This window comes from Anabaena cylindrica UHCC 0172 (assembly GCF_034931625.1).
GTDB lineage: Bacteria > Cyanobacteriota > Cyanobacteriia > Cyanobacteriales > Nostocaceae > Anabaena > Anabaena cylindrica_A.
In genome coordinates this window covers 26,153-47,211 of sequence record NZ_JAYGGY010000092.1, presented here as the reverse complement: position 1 = coordinate 47,211, position 21,059 = coordinate 26,153, and the positions used below count along the sequence as shown (strand labels likewise).

Genomic DNA, 21,059 nt, shown 5'->3' with positions numbered 1-21,059 from the left:
AGTAAACTTTATAATATTCTATATAGATACATTTGTAAATCACTTTTATGAAGATTTCAAAAATAGTTGTAACCTTACTTTCTTTTAGCGTAATTGGTACGGGAATTGCATTTTATTTATATGCTAATAAAAAATTTGGTACGAACATTCCATTTAATTTGTATGTTGATAAAAAATTTGGTACGGCGTACAATTCTTATTCAGCAAAGCTTTCAGTGCCAGCCATAACAGAAGAATGGGAAGTAATAAGCGCTCATGATGGCGATACTATCAAAGTTACAAAGGATGGAATTACCGAAAATATTCGCTTTTGTGGCATAGATGCTCCTGAGATTTCGCAACCGCTAGGTAAAGAATCTCGTGATTATTTGCGTTCTATTTTTTCCCTTAAGAAAATGGTACAGATTTCTATTGTTGGTACAGATAGATATAACAGGAAAATTGGCGAGATATTTTTAATTAATCCAGATGGTACGGAAAAGTTTCTCAATGAAGAATTAGTTAAAGCTGGAATGGCTTATCACTATGCACAGTATTCTAAAAATTGCCCTAACGAAATTTCCCTTAAGAATGGGGAAGCGATCGCACAGCAGCAGAAAATAGGTGTGTGGAATGGATACCATCAAACACCTTGGAATTACCGCAAGGCTAAACGAAACAAGTGAATAATGCTGTGTACACTGCAATAGAAAACAATTAGAGATTGAATATTGAGCTTGAACCGCCAGGCGGGGCATACATGAAAGCGATCGCACGGATAATGCACGGGTGCGAAACTTTTCCAAAACCTCTTCTCAGTCATCAAACCACACCCTGATCTAACAAACTAAGGCATGGTTTTATTGCTCTGACAAATACGATTCCCGGCGCTAGTGGTTGCTTCGCCCTTGTTTCGCGCGGGATTATATTGATCTGTTGGTATCAAATATTAGCCGTCCGCGCTAGTGAGGTCGCGCCCATAAGTTATCTACACGCACATAGTTATCGTAAGCGCTCCCATTTCGCCTCCCCACCCCCCTAACCCCGCCGAGTGGGGGAACTTGTCGGCTCACTGCGTTCGGCGTTAAAAGCGCATTTTAACTAATATAAAAAAGATACCCGCGAAGCGCTTCTGGCTTTGCTTTCAAGCTTTCAAGAAATGGATTTATTATTATGTCACTGCTCACTGCGTTCGGCAGAATGATACTGCTCGCTTGCGCTCGGATTTGCTCACTTCGGGTTAGTAAAATTAGCTCAAAAAACAAAGGTACTTACCCTCGTTCGCGTGCTTCGCTTAGTGTTGCGCCTGCCGTTCCGCTCCACAAAGTTGCTAGTTTAGCACAGAACCTGCTTGTTGAGAGGTTATCTGTTAGCATCAAAGGATACTAGCCGCAGAACCTGTGCATTGTTTAAAATCTTGGGTGTCGCTCCACTGAGTTGGGGTTAGTCTGGGTTGGTCTGGGTTGGCGCGAGGCCTACGGTTCAGTTACCTAGCTTGCGTTCAGTTTTTCTAGCTTTGCTGGCTGTGCCAGCGGTCACTGCGCGTCGCTTCGCTCGCAAAATCAAGAAAAAATACAGCTTCAGAGCTAATCAGCGGTGTGGGTGGCCTTTCGCTCTTAGGCTTATTCTCTCCGGCTGGTTTTTCGCGCTGCTACAATCACCGCCCACACTCGGCAATTGGTCAGATCCACATCAATCCCAACCTTCATGCTATTATTATAGCGCGAATTCATGCTAATAGCAATAGCAATCTAGATACTACACCCATACTACAAACCCTAGCGATTCCTTTCCATTAGCGCGAATTCGTGCTATACTGTATGTAGTCTCTCAGGTGGTGCTGTGGTTGCTTCTGTTTTTTCCAGGTTTTCATCCTTCGGTTTTTCCGGCTCTCGGTCTGCGGTTCCTGGCGGCTGCACTGTGGCGGCCTCTGCGGTTCCTACTGGGGCAGCGGTTTTTGTTGGTTGTGCCAAGGGGGTCGATCAGTTCTTCAGGGCTGCTTTTCCCACTGCCTCAGTTTTTGCGGCCTCTTCCTTTGGGTCTGGCCGCTCCTCTTTTGCTAGGCGGTCTGTTGCGGTGGTGGCTGCGGTGGCTACTGCGGGCGGTTTGTGGGTGGCTTTTCCTTCCTCTCCCTGCCCTGCTGGCCTTTTCCCCTCTGCTTCTTCCTCCCGCTGCTTTTCTGGCTCTGGCTCTGGTTCCTGGGCTTCCCTGGCTTTTGCTCTCGGCTCTGGCCTTCCCTGCCTGGTTTTTTTAGGCTCTCTCCCCTGTCCCACTGGCTGGGGTCTTTCTCCAGTTCCCGGTTGCCCTGGGTGGGTGGGCTGTCCGGTGGTTTGCGGCTCTCCGGCTCCAGTGCAGTTGGCCTTGTTCTAGTTCTCAACGGGGGTTTTCCCCCAATAAAAAATTTCTTTAACTACTATGACCATAAAAAATTTAGGGAAACTGAGCCAGCAAGAATTAGATCTAACTAAGGCATGGCTAAAGAGAATTGATCCACTAATGCAGATTTCGCCATCAACATATGCAAAGGGTAGAAGAGAGATTTCTTTAAGAAATACAGTAGAGCTAGTATCTGCAAAATCAGGTAAGCCCTCTAAAATCGAGCCAATTTCACCACAGAGAAGGCTAATTTTAAAATCTGAGCAGGTGGAACTGATAGGAGAAAGATTACTTCCAAAATTTGACCAAGCTCTTATTCTGCATTACCCCGCAGGAACAGAGATCAAAAAGCACGCAGATTCACCAGCTTATGCAAAGGGTGCAGCATCCATAAATGTAATAGGTGAGGCAATTTTTAATTTATATTCTTGGGGTGACGAGAAATTTTTAGAATCAATTAATTTAACTGAGGGGGACTGTATAAGCTTTGACAACAAGCAACCCCACTCAGTTTCACCAGTTCAGTTTGACAGGTGGTGTATATGCTTTTTCTACCTAAAAGAGCTACAAGCACCCGCTCAATTATCACTGTTTTGATAACATATCACTGCTCGCGGAACTCTCGGATCGCTTTCGTTTGAGTTGATCTATTGCTCATTCGTCGGGGTGGGGCAAGCCCACCCACTCCTCAATCGCATAAAGTTATTCTTCTAAGAGCATCATAATCGCTTCCCGAACTTTATCACCAAAGTCTTTGCCAAATTTTTTTTTCAAAGCTGCTTTAGTTCCAGGAACCAGCCTAATAGAATATTGCTCTGCTGGTATCTCTGCAATCTTGCACTTAAATGAGAATTTAGTTATGTCAGGATTGCCGTTAATATTCATATTAATCTCCTATATCTGCATAATTTACTATAGCGCGTATTCTTGCTAATGAATTGTAAAGATTTTGTAATATATCTTGCCAACAGCGTGAATTCGCGCTATTATATAAAAGTGAAGTAAAAAACCGACCAGGAATTTACAACAATGTTTTTAACCAACGATCCAGCTTTTACGATGATCACGGGTAAGGAAGAGATTGATCTTGATTACCTGAGAAAGCTTGCAAAGAGCATCAACGCTTTACTTGATATCGAAGAATCAGAGGAAGAAGAAAGTTTAAGGTTAAACGACGCTAGAACCAATGTTAAGCGCCGATTAAAAATGGCTTGTATTGATTTCAAGATTAGTACTGAGTTTGTTGATAGCTATATCAAATCTCGCGCCAATTAATTAGCTTTTAGCGATGGCTCCGCCCGCCGCAGGCATCGCTTGTCGATCGCTTTCCATAATTCCAGCAAAGTGCGAAGGCCACCACAAAGCAACCATGCGGAAACCTGGCAGGGAAAGGATTAAACCCAAAGTAGGCACACAACAGAGGAATTATTGAGAGTTGATATTAGAGCGAACTGACAAGTCAGCGCTTACGCGATCGCAACTATCCCTTAAGAATAGCGATGGCTTCTCTACGAGAGGCTGCGCCAACGCCCGCCGCAGGCATCGCTATCACCCTAAAAACAATTTACTACTGTGAATAAGCAAAAATTCCAAAAGTCTGATAAGTTCCAAATTATCAGCGATCGCATTAGTCAATTACTAGAAGTAGGCGTTAAGCCCTGGGCTAAACCTTGGAATAGTTTAGGCTACCAAAACTTAGTTACAGGTCATCAGTACACAGGCATTAATCCCTTGTTGTGTGCTGTGGATTGCATGATAAAAGATTATGATCAGCCATATTTCATTAGCTTCAATCAAGCTAAGGAAAACAACTGGACGGTTAAAAAAGGATCAGAGTCAACTTGGATACGATGGGGAGGAGGTTATACGGTCGAGTCAGAGAACGAAGACGGCGAAACATTGAAGGAGTACAGATCAGCCGCTAAATGGTTTAATGTGTTCAATGTTGCTTGTATAGATGATTCCAAAGCAGAAATCAAAACTAGCACCTTCTTTAAATCTCAATCAGTATCAACTGAGAAACACACACCCGATCTGACTTTAGAAAACTTTATTAACTCTCAAAACGCTGTAATTTCGCACGGAGGCGATAGCGCCTTTTACCATCACGCAACTGATCAGATTCGCCTACCTGAATTATCCAGCTTCAAAAAGTTATCCGGCTACTATGCTACAGCGATTCATGAACTAGGACACTGGACAGGACATGAAAGCAGACTCAATAGAGATTTAACAGGCAATTTTGGTACAAACTCCTACGCATTTGAGGAGTTGATAGCAGAACTAACAGCGGCCTTTGTCCTAAATGAGTTTAATTATTCAGGAGAAATAGAAAATCACGCAAGCTACATTGATCATTGGTTGTCACACTTGAAAGATGACAAAAAGTATTTTTTCAAAGCTGTAAGTTTGGCTAATAAAGCGGCTGAATTGCTACTATCTAAAACCGATCAATCCTGATGAAGTATAGCGCGATGGCTTCGCCCGCCGCAGACATCGCTCCTTATTTCTAAGATGGGTTGAAGCAGAAAGAGTAAAGATAAAGGATTGAAAAAGTGATAAATCCAGAAGAAAAAAAAGATCAGAGCGACGACGATCAACAGCAAGAAACGGAAGAAACCAAAGACAACAGTTACTGGGAAAAAATTGGAGTTACCATCTATGAAGATGGCAGCTATGAAACCGAGGATGGTGAATATTACAACGCTCAAACAGGGGAAACTCACATTCCCTTTTAATCAATAATCCCAAGCGATCGCATCTAAACTACTAAGAGCGATCGCTTTTTTATTTCCCTTAAGAATTTACTTAAAAGTATTGCCAATAGCACGAATTCGTGCTATTATAGAGAAATAACCGACCAGGTAAAACAAATGACTACTACTAAAAGATTTTCTGCTAAAGCTCATACTAAAACCGACTATAATTATTCTATATTTCACCAGTCGCTATTGCATGAAAACAATGGTGAAGATTATGCTTTAAGACATATTTATTCCTTAGAAAATACCAAGCAAATATTAAAAAAGCTTGGCTGGACTGATGAACAAACTAAAATGGGAATTGACATCATTACTATTGATGTTTATGAAAAAGTAGTTTACCTTCATATTCCCGGATTTATTATTAAGCGCGGTGAGAAAGTGAAGATTAGAGGAATATCTAGATTTGTGTCAAAGGCTGATTATGTAAATGCACTTATAAACCGCTGTTGGGCAAAGGCTGACCCCTATAAACTAGAACCTGGATCAAACTGGCATGAGTTGATTGCAAAAGGAAACACCGGGGATTTTTATGAGCTTAATTTAATGCCTCATGCAATTAATTGTACTTGCCATGCTTTCAGCGGTACAGAAAAAGCTTTCATGCAAGATTTAAAAGCACAGCAGTACTTAATTGATCACCCAGTTGTGGAGGGGCAGATACCAGACAAGCACGTATTCGCGGCGTGGAAATACTTGAGAGCAGAAAACTATAAACAGTACCAGTATTGCTGGACTGAGCGCAGAGATAAAAACTTAGAGACTGACTGGCAGTTTGAACCAGATCCGGAATATGAATATATCTGGTAAAAGCTGGCCGCAGTCCACAGCCATAATTGAGGGCAGGGGCGAACCAAAAACCGACCAAGGATTAAGAACGCTAAAAAACCAAGCTCAAATTGAACCTAATTTCACCTACCCAATCAAAGGATAACACTATGTCTCAAGAACTGCTGGAAAAACTAGCTGAAGTGCTGAACGGATTAGCTGAAATTTTGGAAGAGGTAGAAGAAGGCGCTGACCTAAGCGCAGACTATCTTCTCAATCAAGCTTTCAGCAACTGCCAAGACGTTTACGACAACCATAATATTTAGGGGTGCAAGCAATGCCATTTAGCAAAAAAGACCTTGGAAAAGGCGATATAGAGATCGTAATTGGGAAGTATTCAGTGAACATAGACTGCAACGAAATGGAGTGGACTACTAGCGCGGATAACAACGAGAGAAGCGCCAACTCTCTTGGAGAAGCAATTACAGAGGGAATAAAAGAACTGGAAGAATCAGAACCAGTAAAAGGTATAGATCCAGACGAGGATTTTTCCTGGTTGCAGAAAAAAGACGATTACGATTTTTAGCTAATTAACTTAGCGATCGCTTTCAATTCTTAAGGGATAAGGAGCGATCTGCTTGCAGCAGCGCTTACGCTATCGCATATATCAGAATTTCCCACTAGAAAAATATGTTAACAGTCACTCGTGAGGAATTTAAACAAATTCTTGCAGAGCTATCTAAACCGTTTTTGCCAGAGCAGCACCAAGAGCGAACATTGAGAGGCGGGGGAAGATGGCTATTTGTGCCGTGGCAGCACATCAGAGATAGGCTCAATGATGTTTACCCAGAATGGTCATGCTCGTATTCCCACCCGATTTATGTGGGTGATGATTGCTGCATAAGATGTACTATCACCATCGCTGGTGTTTCTCGTGAAGCTCCAGGGATCGCGCCCATTGTACTGCTCTCAAATGAGGGCAAAAATATGGCTAGAGGCACGCCCACAGAGAGAGCGATAGCAGATGCTTTTAAAAATGCTGCTGAAGCTTTCGGAGTTGCGGCGTACTTGGATGATCAAAAGCTGACAGATAAACTCATGCGGAAGCAGGGAGATTTGAGGGCTTATAAATTTGGTAAGGAAAACGACGAACTAGCAGCGGGAGCCAGAGGAATACCTATTAAAAAAAGCCAACCAGTTAAAAAAGTTTTACCAGTTACCGCTGCTCAAGTAATAGACCTGGAGCAAGTAAAATTACTGTGGGCAACTGCCAGAAAATTACAACTATCTGAGGACGATGTGAAGGAAGCGATCGCAAAGTTTAACTTAGTTTCTACAAAAGAAATTCCTGCAAACAAATTTAGCCAGGTGATGACAGAGCTAGAAAATTTAGCTTTTTAATAGTTTGATAACTTCACCCTCACTCGCTGAGGGTTTTTTATTGGGGGAAACAACCCCCACAACAACTAAAACAACGCCAACTGAACCGGAGCAGAAACCGGAACGGCCGCCGCACACAACCACCACCCACCGCCAACCGACGACCAAGCAAAGCCAGCCCACACCGGGGGAGAAACGGAGGAAGGCAACCACACCACCACACGCCGCCCCAAACCGAGAGCCAAGGCAGCAGACCCCCAGGAACCAGACCCACAACCACGGAACGACCGGGAAGGACGCACCCCAGAAGGACACGCCCCAGACGGCAAAACCACCAGCAAACCACGCGAACCAGGAGCAACCGAACGCACACAAGCCGCAGACCGTAGAGCCAGCGCACCCACAGCACCCGCACGAGCGAACCGGGAAGAAACCGCCGAAAACACCAACAGGGACTGAGAGCCAGCCAACGCACCACGCACCACCGAATCGACACCACGAGCGCAACCCACAGAAACCCGACAACCACGACGAGGGACACAAGCCAGCACCCCAGACAGCGCAGCCGCAGCAGCCGCAGAGGGAGAACGAGAGCCGGAAAACCCGACAGAAACCACACCAGCAAAAAGGGAAGAAACCACGACACCACCCGGTAGACTATGTAACTAGTATAGCACGAAACCGCGCTATTAGCAACCCCAAAGCCAGACACAGCAAGGGACACAGCCAAAACAACAGAACCGCGACAAACACCAACAACTGACTAATGACCAATGGTTTTAGAACTGTAGGGAAAGCGGCTGTAAGAGGGTGCCGGCGACTGCGCGATAAGGGAGGGGAAGAAGCCGTAATAGCCGGGTTTCCCCAGCTTTTTCATTTTCTTCTTGCCCTCTCTCGCGTAGTCGGGTTGGGCTTTGGGCAGCACCCTCTGGAAGCCGCTTTGGGTTTGGGTGGGTGGGCTATAGTTCTTGATTCAATTTGTCTTTATTCACCAGTCATTGGTCACTTTCAAGGCATGGTTTTATTAATGTGTTAAATACGATTCCCGGCGCTAGTGGTTGCTACGCTCTTGTTTCGCGCGGAATTATATTGATCTGTTAGTGTCCTAAATTACTCATCCGCGCTAGTGAGGTCGCGCCCAAAAGTTATCGCAACGCACACAGTTACGGTAAGCGCTCCCATTTCGCCTCCCCACCCCCCTAACCCCGCCGAGTGGGGGAACTGGTCTGCTCACTGCGTTCGATGATATTTAATTAATGTTTATTGCAGTGTACACGGCATTGAAATATAATTGTATTAATAAAAAACCGACCAGGTTGAACATGAGCAACAAAAATCCAAAGACGGATCATTTGCCAAAGCAAGCAACTAAATGGCAAAATTTACCAACATCTGCACTAAGAGTTCCTGAGAAATTCTTAGGGGAAATTAGAGACTATGCGATCGCTCTTGATTCAGGAAAGCAAGTATTATCAGAAATAGATTTAAACTCTGTTATTAAAGTATTACCCAATTGGAATTTACAAGATTTAATTAAACTACAATTAGAGCTACCGCTAATTATTGAGGGAAAGAAAAACGCATCAAAAAATTATTTCCTTGAGAATTGTATTTTATATTTAGCTGGTAACTGTGATGGCGCTTACGCTCAGGACGGTATAGGCTTCAATGGTGCGGATACTGGTTTTGGGCATTGGTTAGCAGAAAGAATTAACGGTAAAAAGCCGATTATTAAAGCTCATGCTCAAGCTGCTTTAAAAATGGTTACTAAGTATAACAAGCAGTTGGAAAGAGGCAATTTAACCTTACCAAGTTGGGAACTAATCAAGGATCAATATCCTGAAAATTTACCTACAACTCAAGCTATTAATGACATTGGTGAAAAGTATGTACCTGATTACAGAGTAGAAGTAAAAGGTAATGAAATTGCTGTGTACACTCCTTATGATAAGACTGGGAAATCTCAGAGAAACTGTAAAACAATAGATGGCTGGAAGTTTATAGGTGAAGATAAATCTTGGCGTTTCCCACTAGAAAAAGCTATTGAAGTTAATGAAAAGCTTGTTACTGACGACTTCTGTATATCTGCACAATTTAAGGGTGCGATCGCATTATGTGAAATGAGATTAGCTGAAGAAAAAGCAGCAAGGGAAGCTGAGGCGCTTGATAAAGCCAGCGAAATTGTCAGATTAGTAGAAGCTGCTAATTTAGATGCACCTTTAACTAATGGCTGGTATCTGCGTGATTATCAAAAACAGGGTGCAGAGTGGTTACTCGCTCACCGTCGCGGCGGTATTTATGATGGTGGAATACTTGCTGATCACATGGGTTTGGGTAAAACTCTCACAGCTTTGGCAGCGGCTAAAGCTATGCAGTGTACACAGCAATGCCATGTATTTGTAGTTGCACCTGTATCACTCTTAGATAATTGGGTGAGGGAAGCTGAGAAGATAGGGGTAAGTATTGAGTGTTTTAGCTGGGCTAAAATTCCCAAACCATTGGAAACACAGAATTATGTGCTGATTTGTGATGAGTCGCACTACGCACAAAACATCAACAGTCAGCGCACTAAAAAAATGCTGGAGTTGGGACACCATAGCAATTGTTTAGCAACTTGGTTACTAACTGGTACACCAATTAAAAACGGTAGACCAATAAACCTTTATCCCTTACTATTTGCAGTTAATCACCCATTAGCATCAGATAAATGGGAGTATGAGCGCCATTACTGCAATGCTCATCATAAATCTGTTGGTAAAAAGTCAATCTGGGATAACACCGGGGCTGCACACTTAGACGAACTGAGCAAAAAAACTGAGGATATTATTTTACGCCGCACCAAACAAGAATGTTTACCAGAGTTGCCAGCCAAAACTAGATTGTTTAAACAAACTGAATTAGAACCAGCAGCGGTTAAGGATTATCAATCAAAATTGCGATCGCTTATAGATGGTTACAAAGCCCGCGCCAAGGCGGGGGAAGTTTCCGAAGATGCAGAAGCTTTGGTAACTTTAAATTACCTGCGTAAAATTGGTAGTGAATTTAAAGTAGATACTGCTGTAGAGATTGCAGAGGAATTATTAGATCAAGGGCAGCAGGTAGTGATTTTCACAGAGTTTCTAGAATCTGCTGAAGAACTTCACCATAAATTAGGGGGCGTTTTTCTAACTGGTAGTACACACAGGGATGAGCGTCAATTATTGGTAGATAAGTTTCAGTCAGGAGCGCAAAAAGTATTTATCGGCACCATAAAGGCTGGTGGTGTAGGAATAACTTTAACAGCTGCTAGTAATGTAATTTTACTGGACAGAGCATGGACTCCTGGAGACTGTGAACAGGCTGAAGATAGATGCCATAGACTCGGACAATCTAATTCTGTATTTGCCACCTGGATACAGTTAGGAGAAATTGATAATGCAATAGATACTTTACTGCAATCCAAACAAGATCGGATTGAGTTGATTCTTAAGGGAAAACGCAAAACTCTACGCGGCTTAGATTCGCCCAAGGAATTAGCCAAGCAGTTACTAGAAATTCTCTAAAATAATCGCACTTCCCTTAAGAATTAATTTGAACTTTTCAACTTATCAGCGATCGCTTCTAATATGCTCCCCATCTCTGCTTTATCCATCAGTGATACTTGGTAAATATTATTACTAAATACATTAGCAGCATTTATTTGAGAGGGTGCTGCCACTATTTGCAGTCCTCCACCCAGCAAGGATTTAATCAGCTTGGCCTTATCATCAACTGATAGTTTTTGAATCACCTCTTCAATTAAGTTTAATTTTTCAGCATCTGGAAGATTGAGAAAATCTGTATTGTTGCCGTTTGTATTCATAGGAGCAAGTAGCATAAGATTTAATGAAAGTGAAAGCTGGTAATGCATCACAAACCTTCCATTATTGAGATATGTTATCAATATCTTATAATAGGGTTAAGGCGCTATACCGTAAAACTACTGGGTTGTATACTGAATTATACACTGATTTTTTGTCTGGAATTTTGCAAAGTTTTGGCGATCGCTGACAGTATTTCACCTGTATCTCTATCCCCTAAGAATGGGATTAATTTAGCAATATCCTCACCCCGCAACTGTTTAGGGTCAAACACACCTCTAACTCCAGACTTAGCGATCGCTGTTACTACCTCTTCTTTATCGCTTTCCCCTAAGAATGGAATTATCTCTGCAATATCTCTACCGTTTAAGTATTTAGTTATCTGTTGAGGATTGATTTGGCGAATCCCTAAGCTAGAATAAGCATCATTCTTAATCTCCTCTGGCAAGCAGTCAAGAATACTGAAATAGAAGCCAGCAATCAAATCATCCTGTTGACCTTTCATTAATTTACTGATTGTACTTGGAGGCACACCGCTTTCTTTCGCTATATGTGATGCGGGTTTACCTTGGGCGATCGCTTTCTTAAGGGAATTTACCAGAATTTCTCTATGATTCATATTGCGATATAGAAATATGTGCTATCATTTCTTTATAGCAAATTCTTTGGGTTTCTGCCACAGTACTACAGCAGTATTCACTTTTGTAAAAGTGGCGTGCAACTAAGAATTGCCAAAGTTACACACCAACAACCTTATTTTTATTATGACACAGATCCCACAAAATCTGTTCCTTCTTTGGAGTTATTCAAGGAAGGTGCTACATGACTAGCAAACAGCATTACAGAATTACGCTTGAAAGGGTAGAAGATGAGCAGCAATAATTTTTACCCCTTAACCGCCGAAACTTTAGAAAAACTCTACAAAGCCAACCTAACTGCTGCTGAATGGAGACTTTGGACTTATTTAGTTACCTTAGACCCTTGGGGAGATAAGTACAAAGACTTACCAAACACTTTAGCTGTCATGGAAAAGGTAGAAATCAAAAAAAGCACCTTTTACGCTGCGATCGCTAAGTTTCAAAAGTTTGATTTGTTTGATTTTCAGGATAAAGGCTTTCAGTTTCGTAACCTGCGGGGAATTCCGAAGATTCAGAAATCTTTCCAAGAAACCGGAAGTGATTCCGAAATTTCGGAAAACGCTCCAAATTTTCGGAAAACGCTCCAAGAAAACGGAGAAGTTTCCAAAAAACCGGAAAATCAACGCTCAAAACGCTCTCCTGGCAAGCGTTCCAAGTCTTCTCATACTTATAAGACTTATAAGACTTATACAAACTCTCTTTCAGATGAACAGAGAGAGAGTTTTTTAGAATTTGGTAAGAAAAAAGCTTCTGAACTGCCCAATCCACCCACTTTAACCAGCAAATGGGTAGAAACACATTGGGAAGAATTACGCAGTCAGTGGGAAAAATCCCAAGGAAAAGTTTCTGCCGCGCTCTCTTGTAAGTGGGAAAACCACCCACAGCGTGAAGAATGGCTTGAAAAGATACGACAGTTAGGACCTGCTGGATTTCAGGCTGAAGATATGGACAATCAAAAGCTTCGGCGTGATTTTTACGTTTGGGCTGATGCTAACAATTTGATTTGGGGGGATGAAAGATGATTGAAGATTTTCCTAAATTTGAAAAATTACCTTCACATCCTCATAAACAAAACGAGGATAAAGAAATCTTTTACCCTCAATGGAACTGTTTTTGTTGTCAGGATAGTGGATTTGTGCAACTTCGTTTAGTACAGATAATTATCCCTGACTATAACTACCAACAGGATAAAAACGTAGCTTGTCAAAATCCTTCATGTAAAAAATTTCACGAAAAATGGGGTAATATACACCTCGAAAATTTTGATACTCGCTTCTTACCAGCAATTTGTCAAAAACTTGATCTTTGGAGTCGCAAAGATTGGCGTAATACTGTAAAACGTCAGATTGATTTTCATGGATTAGCTAAAAAAATGGCAATGCCTGGGACAACTGACCGAACCGAAAATGACAACCGGGAAGTACAGCATCGCAAGCAAGAAATTCAGGCTATTTCTCATAATCAGTGGATGAGACAAACAGAAGCTTATTTAGAAAGTGAGGTTTGATTATGGCTAAAACTAAGTCTAAAGCTCCTAAATCTGATGTTTACTTGGGAAAATCTGATCCAGCTTGGGATGATGGATCTGCGTTTCCTGAAATTTCCCCTAAGAATGAAAACGAAATTATCCTAGATTTTGAAATTACCCAAACTGAGAAAAGTGGACAAACTACACTATTCTATGATTCATCCAACGAACCACCAGAACCCGCTAATTTCATATCTACAGAAGCCTACAACAAGGCTTGGGAAGAGTGGCTGATAAATCATCCTGAATTAAAAAATCATGGCTTTAGTAGCGATTCTAGTCATGATTTATTTTCCCTTAAGAATGAGGTGATTATCCCCAATGATTGGAAAGATAATGGTGGGCTGTGGGATACATACCCACAATACTGGAAATATGGTAATGATAAATACCATTATGATGGTGAGATAATTTATTGCAACTCCACAGACAATCAAGAAGTCATCACCAGTAAGATTAAAAAAGCTTACTTAAGCCCCAGGTGGTATGTACATTGCGCCAAGGTAGAAGCTGAAAATCAGCAAGAATTATCTGTGGCAAGGGCTAATAAAAACAAGCCCCATAAATTTAAACAGGGTGGAGTGTATTTACATTCCAGTGGGAAAAAGATTAAGGCTTATAAGTTTTACAAAACCACTGGATTAGCTGAGGTTTTATTCTTAGGGGAAATCGAAAAACAAAAGGTTGCGATCGCTAATCTATCATTTTTACCAGTTCCACAAGCCGAAAACTATACAGATTTTAGCGAGTTCGATAAAGCTTATCAAGAATGGCTGCATAACTGTGATGATGAGGATTTTGACGATTCTCAGCAGCTATCTAGTAGGGATATTTGGGAGCAGGAGAGAGGTGAGCAATTCTTAGGGGAAAATCAAAATCTGCAAGTAAGCGACATCTACGATGGACTAGGGCTACGCATATTTTCTAAAAAAGAGCAGCGCAGCGGTGAAGTATGCAGCGTTGGTAAAACTGGCTTTTCTATTGATTGGGACGGCTGGATTAAATGTGCTTACTCATTCTCTGAAATTAACAAGCTTCAGTTATTAAGGGAAATAAAATCATGCTTACCATGCTCGACAGTTACGCCGGAACAGGAGCAGCCACCATTGCAGGTGACAAACTTGGAATTAGAACAACCCAGTTTATCGAAATCGACAGCAGCGCCCAACGAGTGCTTAGTTATAGATTCCCAAAAATCCCTATTCACCCAGATATCAGAACCTATCAAGGACAATTCAAACGGCATAACATCCACTGGGTATCATTCCCCTGCACGGGAACAAGTAACGCCGGCAAGCGAGAAGGACTCAACCACCCAGAATCAAAAATGTGGTTCTACTCCCTCAGAGCGATCGCAGTTGAACAGCCTGAATTTGTTGTTGTTGAACAGCCCAGAGGAATTATTAACAACGGACTTAGAGCAGTTCTTGGGGGACTCCGAATGGTCGAATACAGTTACGAAGATCCAGAAATCATTTCAGCGTCGGAGCTTGGCGCACCCCACGAACGAGAGCGAGTTTTTGTTATTGCCTACCCCCACGACTTACCCCAAAGGTTCGGGAAACTGCCGACCTGCTGGAACGAACAGATTAGAGCAGAAATTGAGGCCATTCATCAACCAGGGGGACAAGTTACACCCAATGGTGGCAGGGTGGATGATGGGGTTCCCGATTGGTTGGGTGGAGTACCCATTAGCGGACACTGGAGAGATACTATCAGTGCAACTCCCACTTATCCCGGCACGGGACACCACATCAAAAATAGACGGCACTGCATTGATCTCTACGGCAGAGCAGTTACACCCCAACAAGCAGAAATTGTCCTTAAACGAGTCTGTTACCTTGCAGAACTCGCAGGAGTTGGAAGTTTTAGCAACCACGACAAACACCGACAATCAAACCACGACAACTAAAATTAAAGCCCTTACTCTACATCAACCTTGGGCTTCTCTGGTAGGCAAATATAAGCATTATGAAACAAGGGGTAAAGCTACCAACTATCGGGGAAAAATTGCCATACACGCTGCTGTAAAACAAGAGGATACATATTATTGGTTAGGTGCGTTTGCAGATTTATCTCCAGATTTCTTAGGGGAAAATGTGCCTTTTGGTTCTATAGTTGCGATCGCAGACCTTACCGACTGTATCAAAATGACTGAGGAATTTATCAGTCAGCAGTCAGAGACAGAATTAAGATGTGGTTTGTGGGAAGTTGACCGCTATGCATGGAAGTTGGAAAATGTGCAGTTTTTACCAGAACCAATACCAGCTAGGGGTATGCCCGGACTATGGGATATTGAACTTTCTTTACTGTCACCTAAACCTGAATTTAAACCTGGTGAATATATCCTCAATGGCAGGGTAGGGGAAATTATAGAAGCAAGTCCTGGTGAATACTTCTCTGTTAAATACGGCAACAGCTACGCTGACTTAAAATGCTATTTCTGGGGTCAAGATGACGATTTGATTGAACAGTTAGCGATCGCACCACCAGATTTAATAGATCAATTCTTAAGGGAAAACTTGGTCACTGAGCTTTGTCGAAGTGCTGAACCATTAATTGAGCCGGAAGTTTCCCCCAAGAAAAAAATAGCATCAGGTAGCCTTGCCCCATACCTTGAAAATAAGAAACTCAAGGATGGAACAATTGTTACTTATCCAAGGGTTCAAGGGGAAAGGGATAAATTCAACCATCTGCATTGGAGATGGGGTTATTACTACGAAATTAAGGTCAATGGTGAATGGAAAAATCGCAGCTTACCTACACCAGCCCGAATAGTTCCACAGGTAAAAATCATGATTGAACATCATTGTTCTGTGGATGAAATTAAACATTTTATTCTCCAGTGTAAACATAAAACAGGAGGTATGATTTTTGAATCATCATCTCTTGCTGGACATTATGGAAACTCACACGGCGGACTCAACAAAGAGGATTGAATTAAAACATTGAATACAGATATACTACTTACTCGGAGGGTCTTAATCCCTCCTTTTTAAATTGCTTGTCTTGATTATATAAATCATAATTATACGTAATTGGAATAATTAACCCTGCACTCACAACCATTAACATTAATATTCCTAGCATCCAATCATGATTTTTCATATTCTTAAGGGAAAATATAGAGGGAAGCGAGCGATCGCTATCATACTGAAAGCAGCAATAAAAAAACCCCAGTGAAAACCGGGGCTGAAAGAATAGCGTTTTAGGCAAGTTATTTAATCAAGATTTGTCTACTTAAAATGCTCATCACTTCCCCAGTATTGCCGGTGGGCATGGGTTGGCTCCAGTCCCCAACATCGGCATAGCCAAGAACTTGTAAATTATGGATTGTGCTGATTACGGCTGTGCGTGTCCCAATCAACAGATGTTTCAATGGTTCTCTGCCAGCAGTGGGTTCTTTGACGTAGCTGATTTGGTTGCTTTCAGCACCTGATATAAGACTTTGAACTTGTGTCATCATGAATTTACCTGTAAGGGTTAGGGCGATGCCTTGAGGGGGCGCAGCTATCGCGGATTCTTGGCAGATAGGCGTAGGTGTAAGCCAGCCGTAAGCATCGCCTTATTTTTATCCTAACAATTACCGCGCAATCTCGCAATCTCGTAAAAACGGCGGTTTAACAACGGAATGCGAGAATACTAGTTATCGAGTAATCGAGATAACGGTGGAATGATGGCTAAAAAGATTCCCGAAGGTAAAGCTGAGTTGAGTGTGTATATAGACAAAGAGATAAAGCTGAGGTTTAAAGTGGCGTGTACTCAGCAGGATAGACCTATGGGGGATGTTGTCAATGAATTGATTGAGGATTGGTTAAAAAACTCAACCCAAAGCCAGCAAAAGTAATTACTTTTGTTGTATGAATTGTGACTGTAGAACCCATAAGAGTGAATTTTCTTAAGGGAAACTGTAAAATACTAGTATCTAGCTTTAATAGTTATCATGAGTGACTACCCAAAGCACTGGAAAGAACTAGCTCAATCCATCAAAGAAAAAGCTGATTGGCGTTGTCAAAAATGTGGGCGTGTCTGTTTACGTCCTGGTGAAATACCTGCTGACAATATTAAACCCCGTGCCTATAACCTGCAAGTTCATCACCACAATATGATACCTACTGATAACAGGGTTGAGAACTTGATACCAGTGTGCGCGTCATGTCATCTTAATTACCATCGTGGGGGTAGGGGTAATGTTGTGGAAGGACAGTTAAGCTTGTTTGATGTGTCTGCTTTTTCTTAGGGGAAATTTTTAATGGGTTTTCTTGGGCGATTCCTACGGAGCGCTTCTCTACGAGACGCGATAGCTTCGCTCGCCGTAGGCATCGCACCCCTACCATTTTCTTAAGGGAAACCAAGAATAATGGGGAAAAATGTATTAAAGACACCGTGCAGAATTTTCTTGAGGGAAATTTTTGTATACTTTAATAGAGCGATCGCATCCCTCTAACTTGTTAATTGGTAAAATTTTCTTAAGGGAAACTTCGAGCAGGGGATTCAAGCAAAAGCAAACAGTACCAGGCATCTTTCTCAGTTGCCAGTTATTCTTGGAGAGTTGGGCAAGTCTTCGGCTTTGACACCTACCAAGCTACCCAACCCAGTTTGATTTTCGGATGCCGTCACCGACATTACAGGAACAGGTCTGGACTCTTCTTTGACACGCCCGACGAATTCCCACCCGCCAGTTCTGGTACAGAAGAGTACTCGCCGCACCACTACACACAACCCGAAAACCAATATTGTTGTTGTCGAAGTTGTTGTTGTTGCGATAAGCAGAACGGCAATTTTCAGGATTGTTGTTCCACGAACCACCGCGCAGCAGTTAAGATAGCCCACCCCTTCTCTACTCTCTTGTCCAGGCAAGAGTAGTAAATATCTGTTGGCGTAATCGCCAAGTATCACCATGTTCTAAATGAGCGAACCAACTTTGAATTGATTGGGATACTTTGTCTAATTCAATCTTACCTTGAATATAATTACTTTGCATATTTTTTATTCTCCGTCTTGCCCTACGCAAGTTTTCTGCACGGACTCGAATACAGTCTGGTAAGATGCGAAAACCTAAAAAATTAGTACCATACTTTGTTTCAAACAATTGACTCTTGATAGGATGGATTTTTAGTCTTAATTCTATTAGGTATTCTTCTATAGCATATCTAGCATCTACCAAAAATTCTCTATCATCTGAAAATAAGGCAAAATCATCAACATAACGCAGATATTTCCACGCCTTTAGCTTGTCTTTAACAAAATGATCTAAATAGTTAAGATAAACATTAGCAAAAAACTGGCTGGTAAGATTCCCAATTGGTAAACCCCGCTGTCTTTCTAATGGCGTTAATAATTGGTCTCCCGGAAAATATTCAACTACTGCGAATTGTTCATTGCTATTATCAATTAAACTGTCTATTAACCAACGTGTATCCGGGCATTTTAATTTATTATGTAGCAATGTTTTGAGAATTTCATGGTCAATACTAGGAAAATACTTTTGGATATCACACTGAAGAATATAGCGATTAGAACGCGCAAATTTAGTAAAACGACGTAAAGCCCGATGACTTCCAAATCCTACCCTATTTGCATAGGAATCACCGATAAATGTTGGTTCAATTAAGGGAACAATTATATTACATAAGGCATGATGCACCACTCTATCTCGATATGGTGCGGCGGAAATCATTCTGGTCTTTGGTTCTTTAATATAAAATGTTCTATATTCACCTGGTTGATAAGTTTTATTGATTAACTCTTGTTGTAGTTTACTTAATTCGCTTTCTAAGTTATAATTAAATTCTAAAACGTTGTGTCGAAATCTTTTACCTCTTTGGGCTTTTTTGGCTGATGCTAATATATTTTCAAATTCAACTATTTGAGGATAAAGATTACCATAGCGTTTCATAGCATTTTTGGTAATTGGTAATTGGTAATTGGTAATTGGTAATTGGTAATTGGTGATAAAATCCCCATCTTCATCCTTTAATCCTGGACATCCTCCTTACAGGAGGTGTAAGCCATATCTGACAATATACCTAACTAGCAACTTAAGTAGGTAGGCACAAATAAACCTAACTATGTAACAAAATGTAAAAACCTCAAAACCCTTGCGAACGGAGCGTAGCGGAGTGAAGCAATGACATACCTTGAAATTTTCCCGCCTACCTACTTAGGTTACTAATTTTTAATTATCGGGCGTTTATTTTGTTGTTTAATCCAACCGCCTAATTCCATGCCGATTTCATTGATTGCTTTGCCAGCATATTCATATCTATGAACAGGAACTAGCTGAAAATCTAGCAATAGTCTCGTTTGATAGCGAAGAATGTCTAATTGACTATTCAAAGACTCTAACTGAATTGATTTTTGTTTGGCATAACGAACAATGATTAAACCTTCAAGTAGTTCATATAATTCTTTTATCATCCTGTCTCCTAATATAAATTTATGGTCTTTGGGAAGACGGTTAAGAATGGGAACATACCATTTAATTAAATCATAGGTTTTTTGAATAATCGGTAATTCTTCCATTTAACTTCTAATTAATTTTTTAAAATTACCAAGTTTCAACATTAAGTTAATTTATTTGGCACACGCAAATATTTTACTAAGCAATAACTGTTTTTAGCAAATTAATTTTCCTTGGTCATACTGTTTATAGTATAGCTGACAAAAAATAGAAATAAAAAATTATTTTCTACCCATAAAATCCCGAATTTCTGATATTAATTGATGATTTATTGACAAAATAAACCAAGAAGTTAGAGTTCTGATCATTTTTTCAAAAAAATTTCCTCGCGTAGCGAGGAAGATAAGACAAGAAAAGAGCAAGAGGGCAAAAGCGCATAGTGCTACTAAGTCCTCGCCGCACCACTACACACAACCCGAAAACCAATATAGTTGTTGCCGAAGCTGAAGTAGTAGCGATAAGCAGAACGGCAATATGCAGGAGCGTTGTACCACGAACCACCGCGCAGCAGTTTGGCGTTATTAGTCTCTTCATTACTTAACCATACGCTTTCATCCGTAGGCGCACCTTCATGGTAACTATGCCAATCGTCTTGACACCATTCCCAGACGTTGCCGTGCATATCGTATAATCCAAAGTTATTAGCTACCCCAAAGCTGCCTACTTCTGTTGTTTCTTCTCTGTAAACTCCTTTTAGTCCTTGTCCATAAGAACCTGACCATCTGATACTGTCACCATCTATACCTCGATAGTTAGCTAAATCCGTTGTTATCGTCTCTCCAAAGTGAAATGGCGTGGTAGTTCCGGCTCGACAGGCATATTCCCATTCAGCTTCACTGGGTAAACGATATTGTCTTTTAGTATGTTTTGAAAGGCGTGAGCAAAACTCCACTGCATCTTCCCAAGAAACTTGCTCTACAGGACGATTATCACCTTTAAAATGAGACGGATCTGGTTTTAGTTCACGGTTTACTTTTGGAAATGTAGCTACAGCCTTCCATTGTGCCTGTGTGACTTGATATTTACCCAGACAAAAGGCTTTGATAGTGACTTGGTGCTGAGGGCGTTCATCATCACTGCTACCTTCCTCTTCTTCCGGTGAACCCATCATAAAACTGCCACCAGGAATCATCATCATTTCTAATTCAATACCATTACCTAAATCTTCAATAAAATACTGTGCTGTTCTTTCATACTCATGAATCAGAATTTTTGGCATTTTTTATCACCGGTTTGTTGATATTTTTTATTGAATGTCCCATTAATCATTTTTGTTAAAAAAAAATCGTTCGCTACGCTCACGAGTGCAGAAAATAAAGAGCAAGA

General features: G+C 41.3%; 26 protein-coding genes and 1 pseudogene. 17 read left to right on the top strand and 10 right to left on the bottom strand.

Going from position 1 to position 21,059, the window contains the following annotated elements; translation table 11 throughout:
- Positions 1-47: 47 nt before the first annotated feature.
- Positions 48-665 (top strand): thermonuclease family protein, encoded by a 618-nt coding sequence (locus VB713_RS20390; RefSeq protein ID WP_323313332.1) that lies wholly within the window; start codon positions 48-50, stop codon positions 663-665.
- 1,125 nt (positions 666-1,790) lie between these two features.
- On the opposite strand, the gene VB713_RS20385 is transcribed toward VB713_RS20390, so the two are convergent.
- Positions 1,791-1,952 (bottom strand): hypothetical protein, encoded by a 162-nt coding sequence (locus VB713_RS20385; RefSeq protein WP_323313331.1) that lies wholly within the window; start codon positions 1,950-1,952, stop codon positions 1,791-1,793.
- Positions 1,953-2,394: 442 nt separating this feature from the next.
- On the opposite strand from VB713_RS20385, the gene VB713_RS20380 reads away from it, so the two are divergent.
- Positions 2,395-2,952 carry a hypothetical protein gene (locus VB713_RS20380; RefSeq protein WP_323313330.1) on the top strand — a complete coding sequence of 186 codons (558 nt, stop codon included), beginning with the start codon at positions 2,395-2,397 and terminating at the stop codon, positions 2,950-2,952.
- 105 nt (positions 2,953-3,057) lie between these two features.
- Here VB713_RS20380 and VB713_RS20375 read toward each other — a convergent pair whose 3' ends face one another.
- A complete protein-coding gene (locus VB713_RS20375) occupies positions 3,058-3,240 on the bottom strand; it encodes a hypothetical protein (RefSeq protein WP_323313329.1) in 183 nt (60 codons plus the stop codon).
- Positions 3,241-3,384: 144 nt separating this feature from the next.
- On the opposite strand from VB713_RS20375, the gene VB713_RS20370 reads away from it, so the two are divergent.
- Positions 3,385-3,630: a hypothetical protein gene (locus tag VB713_RS20370; protein WP_323313328.1), complete on the top strand. Its 246-nt coding sequence runs from the start codon at positions 3,385-3,387 to the stop codon at positions 3,628-3,630.
- Here the strand turns inward: VB713_RS20370 and VB713_RS20365 are convergent, their stop codons facing one another.
- Entirely contained in the window at positions 3,631-3,768 is a 138-nt protein-coding gene (locus VB713_RS20365; protein WP_323313327.1) for a hypothetical protein, read from the bottom strand.
- A 159-nt stretch (positions 3,769-3,927) separates the two neighbouring features.
- Between VB713_RS20365 and VB713_RS20360 the strand changes: the two genes are divergently transcribed.
- From VB713_RS20360 to VB713_RS20325, 8 genes are all read left to right on the top strand, one after another.
- Entirely contained in the window at positions 3,928-4,815 is an 888-nt protein-coding gene (locus VB713_RS20360; protein ID WP_323313326.1) for an ArdC family protein, read from the top strand.
- 95 nt (positions 4,816-4,910) lie between these two features.
- A complete protein-coding gene (locus VB713_RS20355; RefSeq protein ID WP_323313325.1) occupies positions 4,911-5,093 on the top strand; it encodes a hypothetical protein in 183 nt (60 codons plus the stop codon).
- A 135-nt stretch (positions 5,094-5,228) separates the two neighbouring features.
- Entirely contained in the window at positions 5,229-5,927 is a 699-nt protein-coding gene (locus VB713_RS20350; protein WP_323313324.1) for a hypothetical protein, read from the top strand.
- A 128-nt stretch (positions 5,928-6,055) separates the two neighbouring features.
- Positions 6,056-6,211, top strand: coding sequence for a hypothetical protein (locus VB713_RS20345; protein WP_323313323.1), 156 nt, complete (start codon positions 6,056-6,058; stop codon positions 6,209-6,211).
- An 11-nt stretch (positions 6,212-6,222) separates the two neighbouring features.
- Complete coding sequence (locus VB713_RS20340; protein ID WP_323313322.1) at positions 6,223-6,471, top strand: hypothetical protein; 249 nt, start codon at positions 6,223-6,225, stop codon at positions 6,469-6,471.
- Between the two features lie 104 nt (positions 6,472-6,575).
- Complete coding sequence (locus VB713_RS20335; protein WP_323313321.1) at positions 6,576-7,286, top strand: Rad52/Rad22 family DNA repair protein; 711 nt, start codon at positions 6,576-6,578, stop codon at positions 7,284-7,286.
- A gap of 745 nt (positions 7,287-8,031) precedes the next feature.
- The gene (locus VB713_RS20330) at positions 8,032-8,301 is read left to right on the top strand and encodes a hypothetical protein (protein WP_323313320.1); all 270 of its coding nucleotides are present in this window, start codon (positions 8,032-8,034) and stop codon (positions 8,299-8,301) included.
- Positions 8,302-8,587: 286 nt separating this feature from the next.
- The gene (locus tag VB713_RS20325) at positions 8,588-10,807 is read left to right on the top strand and encodes a DEAD/DEAH box helicase (protein ID WP_323313319.1); all 2,220 of its coding nucleotides are present in this window, start codon (positions 8,588-8,590) and stop codon (positions 10,805-10,807) included.
- Between the two features lie 23 nt (positions 10,808-10,830).
- On the opposite strand, the gene VB713_RS20320 is transcribed toward VB713_RS20325, so the two are convergent.
- Together VB713_RS20320 and VB713_RS20315 are read right to left on the bottom strand one after the other, a co-directional pair.
- A complete protein-coding gene (locus tag VB713_RS20320) occupies positions 10,831-11,106 on the bottom strand; it encodes a hypothetical protein (protein ID WP_323313318.1) in 276 nt (91 codons plus the stop codon).
- Between the two features lie 137 nt (positions 11,107-11,243).
- On the bottom strand, positions 11,244-11,723 hold the full coding sequence (locus tag VB713_RS20315; protein ID WP_323313317.1) for a hypothetical protein: 480 nt from the start codon (positions 11,721-11,723) through the stop codon (positions 11,244-11,246).
- 249 nt (positions 11,724-11,972) lie between these two features.
- On the opposite strand from VB713_RS20315, the gene VB713_RS20310 reads away from it, so the two are divergent.
- The 4 genes from VB713_RS20310 (at position 11,973) to VB713_RS28295 (ending at position 16,209) form a co-directional block, all read left to right on the top strand.
- Complete coding sequence (locus VB713_RS20310; protein ID WP_323313316.1) at positions 11,973-12,764, top strand: hypothetical protein; 792 nt, start codon at positions 11,973-11,975, stop codon at positions 12,762-12,764.
- Positions 12,761-13,249, top strand: a complete 489-nt coding sequence (locus tag VB713_RS20305; RefSeq protein WP_323313315.1) for a hypothetical protein — start codon at positions 12,761-12,763, stop codon at positions 13,247-13,249. Before VB713_RS20310 ends, VB713_RS20305 begins: the two co-directional genes overlap by 4 nt.
- A gap of 1,081 nt (positions 13,250-14,330) precedes the next feature.
- Positions 14,331-15,182 carry a DNA cytosine methyltransferase gene (locus VB713_RS28300; RefSeq protein WP_416242462.1) on the top strand — a complete coding sequence of 284 codons (852 nt, stop codon included), beginning with the start codon at positions 14,331-14,333 and terminating at the stop codon, positions 15,180-15,182.
- Positions 15,112-16,209 (top strand): hypothetical protein, encoded by a 1,098-nt coding sequence (locus VB713_RS28295; protein ID WP_416242461.1) that lies wholly within the window; start codon positions 15,112-15,114, stop codon positions 16,207-16,209. The genes VB713_RS28300 and VB713_RS28295 overlap by 71 nt, the downstream gene beginning before the upstream one ends.
- A gap of 278 nt (positions 16,210-16,487) precedes the next feature.
- Here VB713_RS28295 and VB713_RS20295 read toward each other — a convergent pair whose 3' ends face one another.
- Complete coding sequence (locus VB713_RS20295; RefSeq protein ID WP_015217747.1) at positions 16,488-16,736, bottom strand: hypothetical protein; 249 nt, start codon at positions 16,734-16,736, stop codon at positions 16,488-16,490.
- Between the two features lie 201 nt (positions 16,737-16,937).
- Here VB713_RS20295 and VB713_RS20290 point away from each other — a divergent pair.
- Positions 16,938-17,117: pseudogene (locus VB713_RS20290) on the top strand (plasmid partition protein ParG); the annotation flags it as partial.
- A gap of 96 nt (positions 17,118-17,213) precedes the next feature.
- Positions 17,214-17,510 (top strand): HNH endonuclease, encoded by a 297-nt coding sequence (locus tag VB713_RS20285; RefSeq protein ID WP_323313313.1) that lies wholly within the window; start codon positions 17,214-17,216, stop codon positions 17,508-17,510.
- Between the two features lie 287 nt (positions 17,511-17,797).
- On the opposite strand, the gene VB713_RS20280 is transcribed toward VB713_RS20285, so the two are convergent.
- The 4 genes from VB713_RS20280 to VB713_RS20265 form a co-directional block, all read right to left on the bottom strand.
- On the bottom strand, positions 17,798-18,079 hold the full coding sequence (locus VB713_RS20280) for a hypothetical protein (RefSeq protein WP_323313312.1): 282 nt from the start codon (positions 18,077-18,079) through the stop codon (positions 17,798-17,800).
- Between the two features lie 31 nt (positions 18,080-18,110).
- The gene (locus VB713_RS20275; protein WP_323313311.1) at positions 18,111-19,169 is read right to left on the bottom strand and encodes an RNA-directed DNA polymerase; all 1,059 of its coding nucleotides are present in this window, start codon (positions 19,167-19,169) and stop codon (positions 18,111-18,113) included.
- 272 nt (positions 19,170-19,441) lie between these two features.
- Entirely contained in the window at positions 19,442-19,795 is a 354-nt protein-coding gene (avd, locus tag VB713_RS20270) for a diversity-generating retroelement protein Avd (RefSeq protein ID WP_323313310.1), read from the bottom strand.
- A 323-nt stretch (positions 19,796-20,118) separates the two neighbouring features.
- On the bottom strand, positions 20,119-20,952 hold the full coding sequence (locus tag VB713_RS20265) for a formylglycine-generating enzyme family protein (protein WP_323313309.1): 834 nt from the start codon (positions 20,950-20,952) through the stop codon (positions 20,119-20,121).
- Between the last annotated feature and the right edge of the window lie 107 nt (positions 20,953-21,059).

What these genes read in the sequence shown, in the direction of transcription:
- VB713_RS20390 (WP_323313332.1), top strand. Translation starts at nt 48, where the DNA reads ATGAAGATTTCAAAAATAGTTGTAACCTTACTTTCTTTTAGCGTAATT.
- VB713_RS20380 (WP_323313330.1), top strand. Translation starts at nt 2,395, where the DNA reads ATGACCATAAAAAATTTAGGGAAACTGAGCCAGCAAGAATTAGATCTA.
- VB713_RS20375 (WP_323313329.1), bottom strand. Translation starts at nt 3,240, where the DNA reads ATGAATATTAACGGCAATCCTGACATAACTAAATTCTCATTTAAGTGC.
- VB713_RS20370 (WP_323313328.1), top strand. Translation starts at nt 3,385, where the DNA reads ATGTTTTTAACCAACGATCCAGCTTTTACGATGATCACGGGTAAGGAA.
- VB713_RS20350 (WP_323313324.1), top strand. Translation starts at nt 5,229, where the DNA reads ATGACTACTACTAAAAGATTTTCTGCTAAAGCTCATACTAAAACCGAC.
- VB713_RS20345 (WP_323313323.1), top strand. Translation starts at nt 6,056, where the DNA reads ATGTCTCAAGAACTGCTGGAAAAACTAGCTGAAGTGCTGAACGGATTA.
- VB713_RS20340 (WP_323313322.1), top strand. Translation starts at nt 6,223, where the DNA reads ATGCCATTTAGCAAAAAAGACCTTGGAAAAGGCGATATAGAGATCGTA.
- VB713_RS20335 (WP_323313321.1), top strand. Translation starts at nt 6,576, where the DNA reads ATGTTAACAGTCACTCGTGAGGAATTTAAACAAATTCTTGCAGAGCTA.
- VB713_RS20330 (WP_323313320.1), top strand. Translation starts at nt 8,032, where the DNA reads ATGACCAATGGTTTTAGAACTGTAGGGAAAGCGGCTGTAAGAGGGTGC.
- VB713_RS20325 (WP_323313319.1), top strand. Translation starts at nt 8,588, where the DNA reads ATGAGCAACAAAAATCCAAAGACGGATCATTTGCCAAAGCAAGCAACT.
- VB713_RS20320 (WP_323313318.1), bottom strand. Translation starts at nt 11,106, where the DNA reads ATGAATACAAACGGCAACAATACAGATTTTCTCAATCTTCCAGATGCT.
- VB713_RS20315 (WP_323313317.1), bottom strand. Translation starts at nt 11,723, where the DNA reads ATGAATCATAGAGAAATTCTGGTAAATTCCCTTAAGAAAGCGATCGCC.
- VB713_RS20310 (WP_323313316.1), top strand. Translation starts at nt 11,973, where the DNA reads ATGAGCAGCAATAATTTTTACCCCTTAACCGCCGAAACTTTAGAAAAA.
- VB713_RS20305 (WP_323313315.1), top strand. Translation starts at nt 12,761, where the DNA reads ATGATTGAAGATTTTCCTAAATTTGAAAAATTACCTTCACATCCTCAT.
- VB713_RS28300 (WP_416242462.1), top strand. Translation starts at nt 14,331, where the DNA reads ATGCTTACCATGCTCGACAGTTACGCCGGAACAGGAGCAGCCACCATT.
- VB713_RS20295 (WP_015217747.1), bottom strand. Translation starts at nt 16,736, where the DNA reads ATGATGACACAAGTTCAAAGTCTTATATCAGGTGCTGAAAGCAACCAA.
- VB713_RS20285 (WP_323313313.1), top strand. Translation starts at nt 17,214, where the DNA reads ATGAGTGACTACCCAAAGCACTGGAAAGAACTAGCTCAATCCATCAAA.
- VB713_RS20275 (WP_323313311.1), bottom strand. Translation starts at nt 19,169, where the DNA reads ATGAAACGCTATGGTAATCTTTATCCTCAAATAGTTGAATTTGAAAAT.
- avd (WP_323313310.1), bottom strand. Translation starts at nt 19,795, where the DNA reads ATGGAAGAATTACCGATTATTCAAAAAACCTATGATTTAATTAAATGG.
- VB713_RS20265 (WP_323313309.1), bottom strand. Translation starts at nt 20,952, where the DNA reads ATGCCAAAAATTCTGATTCATGAGTATGAAAGAACAGCACAGTATTTT.